We start from the raw sequence: 16,277 nt of genomic DNA, 5'->3' as shown, positions 1-16,277 counted from the left end.
CTCAGCCTGCCTCGGCGACCTGCGCCGTCAGACCGGCGTCGCGAATCTTCTTGCCGGCGGCTTCCGCGGCGTTACGGTCCGGGAACGGCCCCGCGCGCAGCAGGTAAAGCTCACGGCCATCGACCGAACTCTTCACCATGTAGCTCGGCACGTTCACCAGCTTGAGCTTGACCAGCCATGCCTGTGCGCGGTCCTGCGTCGAGAAGGCGCCGATGCGCACCAGATACTTGCCGCCCGATGCCGGCTTCTGCGAATTGTCGTGGTTGTCAGCCGGTTTCGCGGCCGGCTTGGCGGGCGTGTTGTTCTGCGCGAACTGTGCGATCGGATCCGCCACGTTGTTACTCGGCTTGGCAGGTGGCTTCGCCCCGTCATGCGACTCCGGCTTGGCCGTGGGCTTCGCCTCGGCGTGCTGCTCGGGCTTCCGGGGCTCGGGCCTGGCTTCCGGTTTGTGTTCGGGTCTGGATTGCGCCACTTGCGGTTCCGGCACGGTCGCCGCAGGCGCCGGTGCGGGTGCCGGCGCTGAAGGCGGCACGGCAGCAGGGGCAGGCTTGGCCGATTGCGCCAGGGTGCTGCTGTCGACGGCCTCTTCGCCCTTGTCGAGCGAAGCGTCGGACGGCGTCACTGCCGCGGCTTTCGGCTTCACGCGTACCGGCGGCGAGTTGGTGTCCTTTCCGGGAATCTGGATGGCAATGTCGTCGGCGGCCGGCTTCGGCTCGGGTGCGAGCACCATCGGCAAAATGATGACGGCCGCGAGCACGAGCGCGAGCGCGCCAACCAGACGGCGGCGCGCGCGTTGCTTTTCGGGCAGCAGCGGGTCGAGTTGCTCGTGCTCGCTGTACTCGCCCCCTCCTCCCGCCGTACGGGTGCCGGTGCGGCCGCTCCTGCGGCTACCGCGCTTCGGGGAAACGGCTTCGGCGTCTTTCTTGCGGAAGGAAAACAATCCCATAGGCCCTTGGCTCAGGTCGAAACTTGCGTCGTTGGATCGATCATCGCGCATCTGGTGCGCCGTGTGCATGACATTTCTCGTAAGCAAATGTCACGGCACGCGCACCGTCACGCTTCAGTGCCGCTGCAATTTGCGATGCGACATCACACCCGCTACCGTAAAGAACGATCCAAAAACCACGATTCTATCATTCTCGCCGCACTGCTCGAGCGCGGCGGCATAGGCATTCTCAGGGGATTCGAAGGTTTCGACCGAATGATCGGCATCTTCGACGAAACCCACGGCCCGCAACTTCTCTTCGAGCGCTGCCGGACTCGCGGCGCGCTCGGTCGGCAACGCGCACAAACGCCAGTGATCGACCTTGTCGACAAGGTGACGCAGCACGCCCTCGATGTCCTTGTCGGCCATCGCCCCGAACACGGCATACGTGTACGGAAAGAAGCCCATGCCGTCGAGATTGTGGCCCAGCGCAGCGGCGGCGTGCGGGTTGTGTGCCACGTCGAGCACCACGGCCGGACGCCCCGGCAGCACCTGAAAACGCCCCGGCAACTCGACCGACGCGAGCCCCAGGCGAATATCCTGTGCCGAGACCGGCAACACGCTACGCATCGATTCGAGCGCGGCGAGTGCCGCCGACGCGTTGAGCAACTGGTTGGCGCCGCGAAGCGCCGGATAGGCCAGCGCCGGGCGGCGCATCTGCCGTCCGCCATAGCTCCATTGCTGCTTGTCGCCCTGATAGTTGAAATCGCGCCCGAACAACCACAGGTCGGCGCCGATACGCTCGGCCTCGGAGATCAGCGTGGCCGGCGGCATGGGGTCGCCGCAGATGGCCGGCTTACCCGAACGGAAGATGCCCGCCTTTTCGATGGCGATCGCCTCGCGCGTATCGCCGAGATATTGCTGGTGATCGATGTCGATGCTCGTGATGACCGCGCAGTCGGCGTCGACGATGTTCACGGCGTCCAGACGCCCGCCCAGCCCCACTTCAAGAATCACGGCGTCGAGACCTGCCGTGGCGAACATGTGCATGATCGCCAGCGTGGTGAACTCGAAATACGTCAGCGAGACCGGCTCGTCGAAGCTCGTACGCGCATTTTCGACGGCTTCGAAGTGCGGCAGCAGCGTGGCATCGTCGACGTTCTCGCCATTGATGCGCGCACGCTCGTTGAACGAGATCAGATGCGGTGACGTGTGGCAGCCCACGCGGTAACCGGCGCACAGCAGAATCGCTTCGATGATGGCGCAGGTCGAGCCCTTGCCGTTCGTGCCGCCGATCGTGAAGACGGGGCATGGGAATGTCAGCCCGAGGGCATCCTTCACGCGCCCGATGCGCGCGAGGCCCATGTCGATGCCCACGGGATGAGCGGTTTCCAGATGGGCGAGCCAGGCGTCGAGAGTGGAGTATGTCGGCATGATGTGCGTGCAGAAAAACAAAACGCGGACGTCACTCACGTCCGCGCTTCTGTCCTGCTAAGTGATGCATTTACGCGCCGCGGGTGCAGCGCTGCGTGGCGTTGCGTCATTCTACGCCGTTGCACCGCCCTTGGGGGCACCGCAACGGCGCGCGAACGCCCGAGGTGACCGATCGCAGCTCAGGCGACGGCGTCCGCCGGCTGGCACTGCATCAGCGCGATCAGGCGAGCGATCTCCTCGCGCAGCTTGCGACGGTCGACGATCATGTCGATGGCGCCCTTTTGCAACAGAAACTCCGAGCGCTGGAAACCTTCCGGCAGCTTCTCGCGCACCGTCTGTTCGATCACGCGCGGGCCGGCAAAGCCGATCAGCGCCTTGGGTTCCGCGATCACCACGTCGCCCAGGAAGGCAAAGCTGGCCGACACACCGCCCATCGTCGGGTCGGTCAGCACGGAGATGAACGGCAGCTTGGCGTTGGCCAGCTTCGTGAGCATGGCCGTGGTCTTTGCCATTTGCATGAGCGAAAGCAGGCTTTCCTGCATGCGCGCGCCGCCTGAAGCGGTCACGCAGATGAACGGCACGCCCTGCTCCAATGCGTTCTGTGCGCCGCGCACGAAGCGCTCGCCGACCACCGAGCCCATCGAGCCGCCCATGAACGAGAACTCGAAGCAGGCCACCACGACCGGCAACGTGTGAATCGCGCCGCCCATCACCACCATGGCGTCGGTCTCGCCCGTGTCGTCCATGGCTTCCTTGATGCGGTCCGGATACTTGCGGCTGTCCTTGAACTTCAGGGCGTCGACCGGCACGATTTCCTGACCGAGTTCGTAACGGCCTTCGGCATCGAGCAGCGAGTCGAGACGCGCGCGCGCACCGATTCGCATGTGATGGTCGCACTTCGGGCAAACGTGCAGATTCGCTTCCACGTCGGCGCGATACAGCACGGCCTCGCACGACGGGCACTTGATCCACAGCCCTTCCGGGATGCTCTTGTTGCGCTGCGTCGGATCGGTTTGCTTGATCTTCGGGGGCAGCAGCTTGTCGAGCCAGCTCATAGTTTCTCCTTGCCAAACGCCCGCTCGGGAGGGAGCGGGCGCTTTCGGGGCATTTCAAGGCGGCCGTGTCGTCGCGACGATACGGCCGTTTCAATTCGGCGTTTCACCGGGCGGTATCCGCGCCGTGGCGCGCAGCACGACGCCACAGCGCCCGTACACGGCAAACTTCTGCCGTGAACTTGCGCCGTAAATTTACGCCGCGAATTTACGCCGATTTGGCGCCCGAGTCGAGCGCCTGACGGATACCGCCAATAAATTCAGCCAGCGATTTTACCGCGTTCTGCCCCTCCAGATCACGTGGCGTGTTTTCCAGCAACTGCACGATGGCGCTGCCGATCACCACCGCGTCGGCCACATTGGCCACCGCGCGGGCCGTCTCGGCGTCGCGAATCCCGAAGCCGACACCGACCGGCAGGCGGGCCTGCGCCTTGATCTGGGGAATCTTCGCGGCCACGCTGGCCGTATCGAGGCTGGCCGCGCCCGTCACACCCTTGAGCGAGACGTAATACAGGTAACCGCTCGCCTGACGCGCCACTGCCGCAATCCGGGCGTCCGTCGAGGTCGGCGCGAGCAGGAAGATCGGATCGATGCCGTGTGCGCGCACCGCACCGGCGAAGCCGTCGGCCTCCTCCGGGGGGTAATCGACGACCAGCACGCCGTCCACACCGGCCTTGGCGGCCCGCTCGGCGAAGGCATCGAGCCCCATGGCCTCGATCGGGTTGGCGTACCCCATGAGCACGACAGGCGTGCGGTCGTTCGTCTGACGGAAGGTGGCCACGTAGCCGAGCACTTCGGCCAGACTCACGCCGCGCGCCAGGGCACGCTCGGAGGCGCGTTGAATGACGGGACCGTCGGCCATCGGGTCCGAGAACGGCACGCCAAGCTCGATGACGTCGGCGCCATGGTCTGCCAGTGCGTGCATCAGCTTGACCGTCCAGCCCGGCTCGGGATCGCCGGCGGTAATGAACGGAATGAGGCCCTTTTTACCCTGCGCTTGCAAGGCTTGGAACGTGGCTTGAATGCGGGACATGATCGGAAAGTCTCTGAAGTCGTTGGTTGGCGAGCGCGTGGTAGTGCGCGTTCAGTTCATAGCCGACGAAACGCCGGCCATGCAGCGCGCAGGCCACGGCGGTCGTGCCGCTGCCCATGAACGGGTCGAGCACGAGACCGCCGGGCGGGCAACTGGCCAGCACCATGCGCTCGATGATATGCAGCGGTTTCTGCGTCGGATGATCGACGCGTTCGGGGTCTTGCCGGTGCAATCGCGAGATCGACCACAGATCCTTGGGGTTGTAACCCAGCTCCAGCCACTTGCTGCCTTCGAAGATACGGCGCGAGCGCGCTTTCTTCGTCGCGGCATCGTAGGGCACGCGCACGGCGTCGAGGTCGAAGTAATAGTCCTTCGAGACCGCGAAAAAGCCGATGTTGTCGTGCACCGACGAGAACCGCCGCGTACTGCCGCCCATGCTGGGCACTCGGCGATCCCAGATGATCTCGTTGATCATCAGCATGCGCTGCTTGAGGAACACGAACAGTTCCGGGGCGTACTGCCACGTGCAGAACAGGTAGAGCGAGCCGCGCGGCGCGAGCTTCGGAATTGCTGCTTCGAGCCAGCCATACGTCCAGCCGAGAAAGTCCTCGCCGGAACGTTTGTCGGAATCGTTGCCGTAATCCTTGCCGAGGCCGTAAGGCGGATCGGCAAGGATCAGGTCGACGCTGCCGTCTTCCAGTTCGTGCAAATGTTGCAGGAAGTCCGCATGACGCAACGTGATGTCGCCCGGCGCCCAACGCGCGCGCAGTTCTCCGGCCGCTTCCATGGCCTCGAGACGCGCGGCGGCCGCTTCGGTGGCGTCCAGGGAGCGTTCGGTCCCCGGGACGTCATTGGGTGCCTTGCGATCAGTCAGATCGGTCATGCTGGTTCTGGTGTCCTTAATCTGAGTCGGGTGCTTGGGATCGGTGGCGTCTCGCGGTTCGCGTTATGCGGCCGTGGGCGCCGGCCTGGCCAGCGCCATCACGGTGTGCATATCCTTGTCGCCGCGTCCCGAGAGATTGACCAGCACGATCTGTTCCTTCGGCAAGGTCGGCGCCAGCTTGCACGCATAAGCGAGCGCGTGGCTCGACTCCAGTGCGGGGATGATGCCCTCGATCCGGCAGCAGTCGTGAAAGGCCCGCAACGCTTCCGTATCGGTAATGCCCACATACTCGGCACGCTTGATGTCGTGCAGCCATGCGTGCTCCGGGCCGACACCCGGATAGTCCAGGCCGGCCGAGATCGAATGCGTCTCGGTGATCTGACCGTTGGCGTCTTGCAGCAGATAAGTCCGGTTGCCGTGCAGCACGCCGGGCGTGCCGCCGATGATGGACGCCGCGTGGCGGCCGGTTTCGATGCCGTCGCCCGCCGCTTCCACGCCCACGAGCTTCACGTCCGGCACGTCGATGTACGGGTAGAAAATACCCATCGCGTTCGAACCGCCGCCCACGCAGGCCAGCACGTAATCGGGCTGACGGCCGGCTAGTTCGGGCATCTGGACCTTGCACTCTTCGCCAATCACGCTCTGGAAGTCGCGCACGAGCATCGGATACGGATGCGGGCCGGCCACGGTGCCGATGATGTAGAACGTGTTTTCGACGTTCGTCACCCAGTCGCGCATGGCTTCGTTGAGGGCGTCCTTGAGCGTCTTCGAACCGGATTCCACCGGCACGACGGTCGCGCCGAGCAGTTGCATGCGGTACACGTTGGCGGCCTGACGCTTGACGTCTTCCGAGCCCATGTACACCACGCACTCCATGCCGAAGCGCGCTGCGATCGTCGCCGTCGCCACGCCGTGCTGGCCGGCGCCGGTCTCGGCGATCACACGGCGCTTGCCCATGCGACGCGCGAGCAGCGCCTGACCGATCACGTTGTTCACCTTGTGCGCGCCCGTATGGTTCAGGTCTTCGCGCTTGAGGTACACCTGCGCGCCGCCCAGTTCCTGGCTCCAGCGCCTGGCGTGATAGATCGGCGACGGACGGCCGACGTAGTGCTTCAGTTCGTAATGGAATTCTTCGAGGAAGGCCGGATCCTGCTGATATCTGGCATAAGCCTCGCGCAGTTCGTCGAGCGCGTGAATCAGCGTCTCGGCCACAAAGACACCGCCGTACTGGCCGAAATGGCCGTGGGCGTCAGGCAAATCGTACATGGTCGTCACTCTTCGCGTTACCAGGGCGGCTCGGTGGCGGGCGCCACGGCCCTTGGGGCCACCCCGGCGGGTTGCATTAGCTATCGGCGTCGGCAGCGTTCACCGCCTGAACGAACGCCGTCATGCGGGCGTGATCCTTCACGCCCCTCGACGCCTCCACACCGCTCGATACGTCGACGGCGTAAGGCGTCACCCGGCGGATGGCATCAGCAACGTTGTGTGCGTTCAAGCCACCACTCAAAACGGCCCGACGCGCGATGTCTTTTGGAATAAGTGACCAATCGAAAACCTTTCCTCCACCGCCGTAGCCCTCGACCAGAGCGTCGAGCAGGATGCCTTGCGCGGCGGTGTACGCATTGGCGAATTGTAGCAAATCGCCACTGTCTTTCGTCTCCGGGCCGATACGCATGGCGCGCAGGAACGGGCGGTTCCCCGCCGCCGCCGACAACGCCACACATTGCTCGGGGGTTTCGTCCCCGTGGAACTGCAGGGCGGTGAGCGGCACGGCCTCCACGGCGCGGGCGATCTCATCTGCATCGGCATTCACGAACAGCCCCACGAGGCTCACATAGGAAGGCACACGGCGCGCCAGGTCGGCTGCACGCCCGAGATCCACATAACGGGGGCTGGGCGGGTAAAAGACGAGCCCGATGGCGTCGACGCCCAGTGCAACGGCGTGATCGATGTCGGCGGGCTGCGACAGGCCGCAAATCTTGATACGCGTACGAGATTTCATGAACTTGTCCATGGCATCGGGAACGGCCACGCCGCCCAGTTGGGCTCGGGCACGTCGAATCGGTCAGGATACCCCACCCGTGCCAGATAGAGGCCGTCCGGCATGAACGTCGGCGCCGCCTGACGCCGGTCGCCGCTCGCGAGCACGTGCGTCATCCAGCTCGCCGGCTGACGCCCCCGGCCGATCGAGACCAGACATCCCATGATGTTGCGCACCATATGATGCAAAAAGGCGCTGGCGCGAAAGCGGAAGATGAAGAAGTCGCCCTGCTGCTCGATGTCGACGGCGTAGAGGTGCTTGACCGGCGTTTTGGCCTGACATTCCGACGAACGGAAGGCCGAGAAATCATGCTCGCCCACGAGCACCCGGCTCGCCGTGCGCATCGCGTCGAGATCGAGCGGCGTATGCAGCCAGCCTGTGCGGCCGTGCAGCAGCGGCGAGCGCACCGGATTCGCGTAGAGCACGTAAAAATACGTGCGTTCGAAGGCGGAGAAACGGGCGTGGAAGTCGTCCGGCATCGCCTGAGCCCACTGCACGGCGACGGTTTTCGGCAGGAACGCGTTAACGCCGCGTACCCACGAGAACATCGCCCGGTCCAGATCGGTGTCGAAATGCACGACCTGCCCAATGCCGTGAACACCGGTATCGGTGCGCCCCGCCACCGTTGTCGGCAGCGCAACGCCGCCGAATTCACGCAGTGCGGCTTCGAGCGCCTGCTGCACGGTATTGCCGTGGGGCTGCGATTGCCAGCCGGAGAACGCCGTGCCGTCGTAGTGGATACCGAGTGCGATTCGCATAGGAGAAAGAAAAATGGGCGCTCAACCAACGAGCGCCCAAAAACTACGGTCAATCAGTCTTGTACAGTCGTTCGGACGGGACATCGCGATCGCGATTTCCCCGCCACGTCGTCACTTGCCCAGCTCGGCCAGCCGCGCCCGCGCCACCGACTGCTGCGCCGCGTCGCCACCGGCAATCACCTCCTCGAGCAACTCCCGCGCGCCTTCGTCGTCGCCGATGCTCTGGTATGCCGTGGCCAGTTCGAGCTTGGTGTGGAATTCGTCAGGCACGTCCGGCGGCGCGGCACGTGGCGCAATCGGCTCGGAAGACGGCGTCGCCGCGGCAATGTCCGGCACCGGTGCGCTCGCCTGATTCATCTGAACCGTCTGAGGCACCTGCGGCGCGGCAGGGGCCTGTGCGAAGGACGTCTGCGACGTCGGTGCTTGCTGCGGGTCCAGCGTTACGTGCTCGATCAGCGCCTCCTGCCCGGTGCCGTCGGGCAGCGCCGGCGCGCCTACGAATGCAGGCGCAGGCGATGTGGCATCGTCGCCCTTCAAATCGAGGCTGAAGTCCGACAAATCGAACGACATCGGACGCAGCGAAGGCGCTTCATGCGCCGCATCGGCGTAGCCGCGCGGCACCTCCGACATGCTCGCGCTCTGCGGAGCCTGTTGGGGCTGTTGGGACTGTTGGGCCTGCTGCATGGCGGCGTCGAAATCGGCGTCGCTCAACTCGCCGTCGAAATCGTCCTCGGCATCGGTCGAGTCGATCGAGTCCGACGCGCCGGCCATATCGCCCGAATCGGCGCCGTGCGCCTGCTCGAGACGGGGGTCGCCCGGGGGGGCCATCGTAAATTGCACCGAGCCGATGCCCTTGCTCAGCGACGGTAACGCATCGCTCGAAATCGTGCCGACGTTCGCCGGCTGGCCCGGAATGCCCAGATCGAGATCGCCCAGCATACCTGCCACACCGCCCTCGGGCGTCGCACCTGTCTTCGGCGCTTCGGCTGTCCGCGCTGCCGACGGCGTCAACGACGCTGAAGCCGCCGCGCCGCCGATGGCGGCCGCGGTTCCCGGCGCGTCGAGCGACGACAACGTCGCATCCACTGGATCGTCATGGGCCACGGGCACCTCGCCCGCCTGTTCGGCGAAGGCGGCGTCCCAGTCGATGTCGGCCTCACCGGCGGCTTCCGATGACGTTTGCGGTGCGGCGGACACCGCCGGTGCCGCATGCTTTGCTTCGGTCACGAGCGGTTCTGCGGGCGCACCGATGCCTTCGTTTTGCGCCGCATCGGCCGAGGCATCGTCCAATCCTTCGGCAAGCCCGTCTGCCGCCTCGCCGCTCAGGGCATCCTGCTCGGCTTCCCATGCATTCAATTCGGCCGATCCGGCCGCTTCGTTCGCGACGGCATCCGGCTGAACATCCTCCAGCGCGGCGACGTCGTCCTCCGGCGCCGGCCACGACGTGCCGGCCTCGGGAGGCAGATGCTCATCGGCTTGCCCCTGATTTGCCGCGTACAAGGCCGCAGCGCTGGCCGCGGCTACACCGGCCGCACCAGCCAACGCGGCAGCGCCCGACGACGGGTCCGATCCCGTCTCGGCGTCGCGCTGCCCGTCATGACCATCGTCATACTGTCCCGGCTGGCCGGCCGGCGGTTCGGCACGGCGACGGCGCATCAGCCACCACAGGCCGAGCAACGCCACCAGCGCACCCGCCCCCGGCAGCACGTAAGGATTCCGCGTAAGCGCACGCCAGTTCATGCCCGCATTCGGCGCCGGCTTCGATTCGGCCGCCGGCGCGCTGGCGGGTGCCACGGCAACATCGCTCGCCGGCGCCGCTGCCGTCGCCTCGGAGGCGCTCGCGTCTGCCAAGGCCGCCGAAGCTGCCGCGCCGGACGCAGCCACCGCCGCGTCGCTGGGCGCGCCGCCTGCGGTATTCGCGTCGCCATTGGCTCCGGCGGCGGCCGTCGGCCTGGCCACGCTACCGGACGGTGCGCTCATCGTCTTGCCATCGGCGGATTTCGCCGTCTTCTCCTGCGCGGCCACCCCGGAAGCGGTCGCGGCCTGCTGCTCCAGATTAGCGACGGCCTGATTCTTGACCGACAACAGCTTCTGAAGATCTGCTACGTTCTTCTGCAACTCACTCACCCTGCCCTGGGCCTCGGCCTGCGCCTTGCCCTGGGCGATTTGCTCTTCTTCGCTGCCACCGGTGCGACCGGCTGTACCGCCCGCGCCCGCCTTACCGGGCCGCGACAGCTTCAATTCATCGCGCGTGGCGGGGACGGCAGCTTCCGGTGCCTTGCCCGCTTCGATCGCGCCCTGCGCACTGCGGCCAGCGGCCGGCGCCCCCTGCTGCGCCGTCGATTCGGCCAGCCGCGCGCGATACGCATCAAACTGTTCTCGCGCCGTCGACACGAATTTGCGTGCCTGCGCGGCAGGAACGCTCTGCACCTGCGCATCGGCCGGACGCGTCAACGTCGCCCCCAGCCGCAGCCGGTTCGGGTCGTTGCCAATGAACGCCGAGCGGTTCGCCTCGAACAACGCGGTCATCATCTGCGCCAGCGTCGTGCCGCCTTCCCCGCCCGTGTACTCGCGCGCGATGGACGACAACGAATCGCCGCGCTCGACCTTGCGCGTGCCTTCCGCCGTTGCCGGACCGGCGGCGCGGCGCGAAGGCGCGGATGTCGACGGTGCGTTCGACGCGGTGGAAGCAGCGGACGTCTGCGCGTTCGCCGCCGCAGGCACGACAGCCTGAGGCTGACCCGCACTGGCTTCGGGAATGGCCGACAGCGTCACCGCGTTGGACTGACGCCCCGTGCGCCATTCGAGCACCAGCAACAGATCGAGGAAGGACGTGCCGACCGGCTCGGCCGAGTCGACGTGTACGAGATACGTGCCGCTGTAGCCCGCCTCACGCCCGCCCGTGGGCGAGATCGACACGGAGAGCTTGTCGAGCGTGGGGTCGTAGCGCAGGCCAGCCTGCCGGAAGGCTTCACGCGGTGCAAGCTTGACCGACAAACCGTCGGCCTCCGCCTGCGATACGTTGCCCAGCACGATCACGGCACGCAGCGGCTGGCCCGGCCCCGAGCGCACCTGCTGCGGACCGAACTCCGCAGCCCCGGCATTGAGAAGCCCGAGGCTCCACAAGACAGCCGCCGCCGCACTCAAGCGAAACGAATTACGGGTCGAATTTGCGCGCTTGCCGGTCGAGTATTTCCGCACTGTGTCTGGTCTAGCCTGTCAGTCGTTTGTCACTGGCGCCCGTGCCACACCGGGCGCCTCCCAAAGCGCGGACGGCGGCCTCGCGGGCCGCCGTTCTTCACGCCTTACCGATACGCTGCAACGCTTAAGCGTCGAGCAGGATCCGCAGCATGCGGCGCAGCGGTTCCGCCGCGCCCCACAACAGTTGATCGCCCACCGTGAATGCCGACAGGTACTCCGGACCCATCGACATCTTGCGCAGGCGGCCCACCGGGATCGTCATCGTGCCGGTCACGGCAGCGGGCGTCAAATCCGTCATCGACGCTTCGCGCGTGTTCGGCACCACCTTCACCCAGTCGTTCGCCTGGCCGATGATGTCGGTCAGTTCGTCTAACGGCACATCTTTCGTAAGCTTGATGGTCAGCGCCTGGCTATGACAGCGCATTGCACCGATACGCACGCACAGACCGTCGACCGGAATGGCGCGCGTGCCCGGGAAACCGTCGCCCAGACCCAGAATCTTGTTGGTCTCGGCGCCGCCCTTCCATTCTTCCTTCGACTGGCCGTTGCCCAGGTCCTTGTCGATCCAGGGAATCAGGTTACCACCCAGCGGCACACCGAACTGCCGGGTTTCGTCGGCCGTGAGCGCGTGCTGCTTGGCGAGCACCTTGCGGTCGATCTCGAGAATGGCCGAGTGCGGGTCGTCGAGCAGCGCCTTGACTTCGGCGTTGATCTTGCCGAACTGCGTCAGCAGCTCGCGCATGTGCTGCGCGCCGCCGCCCGAAGCCGCCTGATACGTCATCGACGTGAGCCAATCGACCAGACCGTGCTGGAACAGACCGCCCAGCCCCATCAGCATGCAACTGACCGTGCAGTTGCCGCCGACAAAGTTCTTCGTTCCCTTCGTAAGCGCGTTCTTGATGACGTCAAGGTTGACCGGGTCCAGCACGATGATCGCATCGTCCTTCATGCGCAACGTCGATGCCGCATCCACCCAGTAACCGTTCCAACCCGCGGCGCGAAGCTTCGGGAAGATATCCGTTGTGTAGTCACCGCCCTGGCAGGTAATGATGATGTCGCATTTTTTCAGCTCGTTGACATCATTGGCGTCTTTCAGCGAAGTTTCGTTCTTCGCCATCGACGGGGCTTTGCCGCCCGCGTTGCTGGTGCTGAAAAACACCGGCTCGATCAAGGCAAAGTCGTTCTCCTGCTGCATGCGCTGCATCAGAACCGAACCGACCATGCCCCGCCAACCTACCAGACCTACGGTTTTCATTTATCCACTCTCTTATCGTTGCAATTGCGCCGAGGGGCGTCTCCCGACGCCCCGTCAACGTTATAGTGCGGCCACCACTGCCGCACCCATTTCGCGCGTACCGACCTTGGTCGCGCCTTCCTGCCAGATATCGGGCGTGCGCAACCCCTGCGCCAGCACCTTCTTCACCGCGTTCTCGATACGGTCGGCCTGTTCGGCACGGCCGAGCGTGTAACGCAGCATCATGGCCGCCGAGAGGATCGTCGCCAACGGATTGGCCACACCCTTGCCGGCGATATCGGGGGCCGAACCGTGCGACGGTTCGTACAGCCCCTTGTTGTTGGCATCCAGCGACGCCGAGGGCAGCATGCCGATCGAGCCCGTGAGCATCGCGGCTTCGTCCGACAGGATATCTCCGAACATGTTACCCGTCACCACCACGTCGAAGTTCTTGGGGGCCTTGACCAGTTGCATCGCGGCGTTATCGACGTACATATGCGACAACTCGATGTCCGGATACTGCTTCGCGACCTCGATCATCGTGTCGCGCCACAGTTGCGAAGTCTCCAGCACGTTGGCCTTGTCGACCGAGCAAAGACGCTTGTCGCGCTTGGCGGCTGCCTGGAACGCCACGTGTGCGATACGCTCCACTTCCGGCACGCTATAGCGCATGGTATCAAAACCTTCGCGTGCCCCCTCGAAAGCCCCGTCCGGCGATTGACGGAAGCCCTTGGGCTGCCCGAAGTAAATATCGCCGTTCAACTCGCGAATAATCAGGATATCGAGGCCTGCCACGATCTCCGGCTTGAGGCTCGAAGCCTCTGCCAGTTCCTTGTACAGGATGGCCGGACGGAAGTTGGCGAACAGTTGCAGATGCTTGCGCAAACCCAGAATCGCCTGCTCGGGGCGCAGCGCGCGCTCGAGCGAGTCGTACTTCCAGTCGCCGACGGCGCCGAACAGGATCGCATCCGCTTCCTTGGCCAGCTTCAGCGTCGCGTCCGGCAGCGGATGACCCGCCGCCTCGTAACCTGCGCCGCCGACCGGCGCTTCTTCCAGCTCGAACTTTTCGCCAAGTGCGTTGAGCACATTGACGGCTTCCGTCACGATTTCCGGACCAATGCCGTCACCCGGCAACACAGCGATTTTCATGCAATCTCCTTGGATGTGCCCTGCGTGCGCGGGTCTCAACCCGGCAAACGCGTTGCGAGCCACGGCTGCCTGGCGAGCCGCTCGGCCTCGTAGGCGCGAATCTTGTCGGCGTGACGCAGCGTCAGGCCGATGTCGTCGAAACCGTTCACCAGGCAATATTTGCGAAACGGTGCGATATCGAACTCGTAGGCACGGCCGTCCGACGTGATCACCGCCTGCTTGTCCAGATCGATGGTCAACTGATAGCCATTGAACGCCGCCGTCTCGTTGAACAGATGATCGACCTGCATCTCGGACAACACGATCGGCAGCAGCCCGTTCTTGTAGCAGTTATTGAAGAAGATGTCGGCGAAACTCGGCGCAATCACGGCCCGAAAGCCATACTGCTGCAACGCCCACGGCGCATGCTCGCGCGAGCTGCCGCAGCCGAAGTTCTTGCGCGCGAGCAGCACCGTTGCGCCCTGGAAGCGCGGCTGGTTGAGCACGAAATTCGGGTTGAGCGGACGCTTGCTGCAATCCTGGCCCGGCTGACCTACATCGAGATAACGCCACTCGTCGAACAGATTCGGGCCGAAGCCCGTGCGCTTGATCGACTTCAGGAATTGCTTGGGGATGATCGCATCGGTATCCACGTTCTCGCGATCCAGCGGTGCCACCAACCCCGTATGGACGGTAAATTTTTCCATCACGAACCACCTGATCAAAACAGTTCGGTCACGACCTGCCGCTTAGGGACAGCGCCGTCAAAACCGAGAATCTCAAAGGCGTGCGCCGGACTTGGGCCCCTTTGACCCTTGCCCGCGACACGCACCGTCGCATCACTTCTTCGCGGCGTTCTCGAGGGCCGAGCCGGCGGCTTGGGTATCCTTGCCAAGCCCGGCCATCGTGTTGCAACCTGCCACGCCCAACAGCAGCACCGCACCGATCAGCGTCCACAGTTTCTTCATGGTGTTGTCTCTATCAAAGAAATTGTCAAACAACGGATAAATCGATGCGTGCGCGTCAGACGAGACGGCGCACGTCCACGAAATGGCCTTCGATGGCCGCCGCCGCCGCCATCGCCGGGCTCACCAGATGGGTACGCCCGCCCGCGCCCTGACGGCCTTCAAAGTTACGGTTCGACGTCGACGCACAACGCTCGCCCGCCTCCAGACGGTCGGCGTTCATCGCCAGACACATCGAGCAACCCGGCTCGCGCCACTCGAAGCCCGCCGCCTTGAAAACCTTGTCCAGACCTTCCTGCTCGGCCTGCTGCTTCACGAGACCGGAACCCGGCACAACCATCGCCAGACGCACGTTCGACGCGACACGTCGACCGAGCTTCTTCACGACGTAGGCCGCGGCACGGATGTCTTCGATACGCGAGTTCGTGCACGAACCGATGAACACCTTGTCGATGTTGATGCTCGCCATCGGGGTGTCCGGCGTGAGCGCCATGTACTCGAGCGCGCGCTCCATGGCGCTGCGCTTGACGGGGTCCTTTTCTTTCTCGGGATCCGGCACGCGGTCCTCGATGCTCACCACCATTTCAGGCGACGTGCCCCAGCTCACTTGCGGGCGCAGCGTGTTGGCGTCGATTTCGACCACGTGGTCGAAAGCCGCTCCGGCGTCGGTATGGAATGTGCGCCAGTAGGCCTCGGCCTGCTGGAATTCCACGCCGGTCGGGGCGAACGGACGGCCCTTCACGTAATTGATCGTCGTGTCGTCCACCGCGACCAGACCGGCACGCGCCCCCGCCTCGATGGCCATGTTGCACACGGTCATGCGGCCTTCCATGGTGAGCGAGCGGATGGCCGAACCGGCGAACTCGATGGTGTAACCGGTGCCGCCCGCCGTGCCGATCCGGCCGATGACGGCCAGCACGATATCCTTCGCGGAACAGCCGCGCGGCAGCGTGCCTTCGACCTTCACCAGCATGTTCTTGCTCTTCTTCATGAGCAAGGTCTGCGTGGCAAGCGTGTGCTCGACTTCCGACGTGCCGATCCCGAACGCCAGCGCGCCGAAGGCGCCATGCGTGGACGTGTGCGAGTCGCCGCAGACGACCGTCATGCCGGGCAACGTCGCGCCCTGCTCCGGTCCGATCACGTGCACGATGCCCTGACGGACGTCGTTCATCTTGAATTGGGTAATGCCGAATCCGTCGCAGTTCGCGTCGAGCGTATCGACTTGCAGACGCGAGACCGGGTCGGCAATGCCTTGCGTGCGGTCGGTGGTCGGCACGTTATGGTCCGACACGGCAAGGTTGGCCGAGAGGCGCCAGACCGGACGCTGCGCGAGTTTTAGGCCCTCAAACGCCTGCGGACTGGTCACCTCATGCAACAGATGACGGTCGATGTAAAGCACGGTCGTGCCATCGTCCTCGGTATGCACGACGTGTGCATCCCACAACTTGTCATACAGCGTCTTGGCCATGATAAAAACGCGGGGCGAAATTGTCGTTCTGAGAACGCGGAATATCGTTCTGTGAACTTTTGATTATGCCATAGCGCTTTCGCGCCGGCGGAATACGAAATCCCCGGAAAACCGGGCGGTAAACGCACGATGAACCGGGGATTTGTGCGAATCAC

General features: G+C 64.7%; 14 protein-coding genes. All 14 read right to left on the bottom strand.

The window, feature by feature from the left end; genetic code table 11:
• Position 1: 1 nt before the first annotated feature.
• Positions 2 to 946, bottom strand: coding sequence for an SPOR domain-containing protein (locus tag AB870_RS08565; RefSeq protein ID WP_047908983.1), 945 nt, complete (start codon positions 944 to 946; stop codon positions 2 to 4).
• 114 nt (positions 947 to 1,060) lie between these two features.
• Entirely contained in the window at positions 1,061 to 2,359 is a 1,299-nt protein-coding gene (gene folC / locus AB870_RS08560) for a bifunctional tetrahydrofolate synthase/dihydrofolate synthase (RefSeq protein WP_047907679.1), read from the bottom strand.
• A gap of 179 nt (positions 2,360 to 2,538) precedes the next feature.
• Positions 2,539 to 3,414 (bottom strand): acetyl-CoA carboxylase, carboxyltransferase subunit beta, encoded by an 876-nt coding sequence (gene accD, locus AB870_RS08555; RefSeq protein ID WP_044455339.1) that lies wholly within the window; start codon positions 3,412 to 3,414, stop codon positions 2,539 to 2,541.
• A gap of 205 nt (positions 3,415 to 3,619) precedes the next feature.
• Positions 3,620 to 4,444 (bottom strand): tryptophan synthase subunit alpha, encoded by an 825-nt coding sequence (gene trpA / locus AB870_RS08550; protein ID WP_047907678.1) that lies wholly within the window; start codon positions 4,442 to 4,444, stop codon positions 3,620 to 3,622.
• Entirely contained in the window at positions 4,398 to 5,231 is an 834-nt protein-coding gene (locus AB870_RS08545) for a DNA-methyltransferase (protein WP_047908982.1), read from the bottom strand. The genes trpA and AB870_RS08545 overlap by 47 nt, the downstream gene beginning before the upstream one ends.
• 159 nt (positions 5,232 to 5,390) lie before the next feature.
• Positions 5,391 to 6,593 carry a tryptophan synthase subunit beta gene (gene trpB / locus AB870_RS08540; RefSeq protein WP_047907677.1) on the bottom strand — a complete coding sequence of 401 codons (1,203 nt, stop codon included), beginning with the start codon at positions 6,591 to 6,593 and terminating at the stop codon, positions 5,391 to 5,393.
• A 76-nt stretch (positions 6,594 to 6,669) separates the two neighbouring features.
• On the bottom strand, positions 6,670 to 7,341 hold the full coding sequence (locus AB870_RS08535; RefSeq protein WP_047908981.1) for a phosphoribosylanthranilate isomerase: 672 nt from the start codon (positions 7,339 to 7,341) through the stop codon (positions 6,670 to 6,672).
• A complete protein-coding gene (gene truA / locus AB870_RS08530) occupies positions 7,326 to 8,126 on the bottom strand; it encodes a tRNA pseudouridine(38-40) synthase TruA (RefSeq protein WP_047907676.1) in 801 nt (266 codons plus the stop codon). The genes AB870_RS08535 and truA overlap by 16 nt, the downstream gene beginning before the upstream one ends.
• Positions 8,127 to 8,237: 111 nt before the next feature.
• Entirely contained in the window at positions 8,238 to 11,252 is a 3,015-nt protein-coding gene (locus AB870_RS08525; protein ID WP_167362689.1) for a FimV/HubP family polar landmark protein, read from the bottom strand.
• A 199-nt stretch (positions 11,253 to 11,451) separates the two neighbouring features.
• Positions 11,452 to 12,582 (bottom strand): aspartate-semialdehyde dehydrogenase, encoded by a 1,131-nt coding sequence (asd, locus tag AB870_RS08520; RefSeq protein ID WP_084663464.1) that lies wholly within the window; start codon positions 12,580 to 12,582, stop codon positions 11,452 to 11,454.
• Between the two features lie 60 nt (positions 12,583 to 12,642).
• Complete coding sequence (leuB, locus tag AB870_RS08515; protein ID WP_047907673.1) at positions 12,643 to 13,710, bottom strand: 3-isopropylmalate dehydrogenase; 1,068 nt, start codon at positions 13,708 to 13,710, stop codon at positions 12,643 to 12,645.
• A gap of 35 nt (positions 13,711 to 13,745) precedes the next feature.
• Positions 13,746 to 14,396 (bottom strand): 3-isopropylmalate dehydratase small subunit, encoded by a 651-nt coding sequence (leuD, locus tag AB870_RS08510; protein WP_047907672.1) that lies wholly within the window; start codon positions 14,394 to 14,396, stop codon positions 13,746 to 13,748.
• Between the two features lie 132 nt (positions 14,397 to 14,528).
• Positions 14,529 to 14,657 carry an entericidin A/B family lipoprotein gene (locus tag AB870_RS08505; RefSeq protein ID WP_047907671.1) on the bottom strand — a complete coding sequence of 43 codons (129 nt, stop codon included), beginning with the start codon at positions 14,655 to 14,657 and terminating at the stop codon, positions 14,529 to 14,531.
• 55 nt (positions 14,658 to 14,712) lie between these two features.
• Positions 14,713 to 16,122 (bottom strand): 3-isopropylmalate dehydratase large subunit, encoded by a 1,410-nt coding sequence (gene leuC, locus AB870_RS08500; RefSeq protein ID WP_047907670.1) that lies wholly within the window; start codon positions 16,120 to 16,122, stop codon positions 14,713 to 14,715.
• Between the last annotated feature and the right edge of the window lie 155 nt (positions 16,123 to 16,277).

Origin of the sequence: Pandoraea faecigallinarum (genome assembly GCF_001029105.3) — a bacterium.
Classification (GTDB): Bacteria; Pseudomonadota; Gammaproteobacteria; order Burkholderiales; family Burkholderiaceae; genus Pandoraea; species Pandoraea faecigallinarum.
Note: the sequence above shows the minus strand (reverse complement) of the source record. Positions and strands in the feature narration are given on the sequence as shown.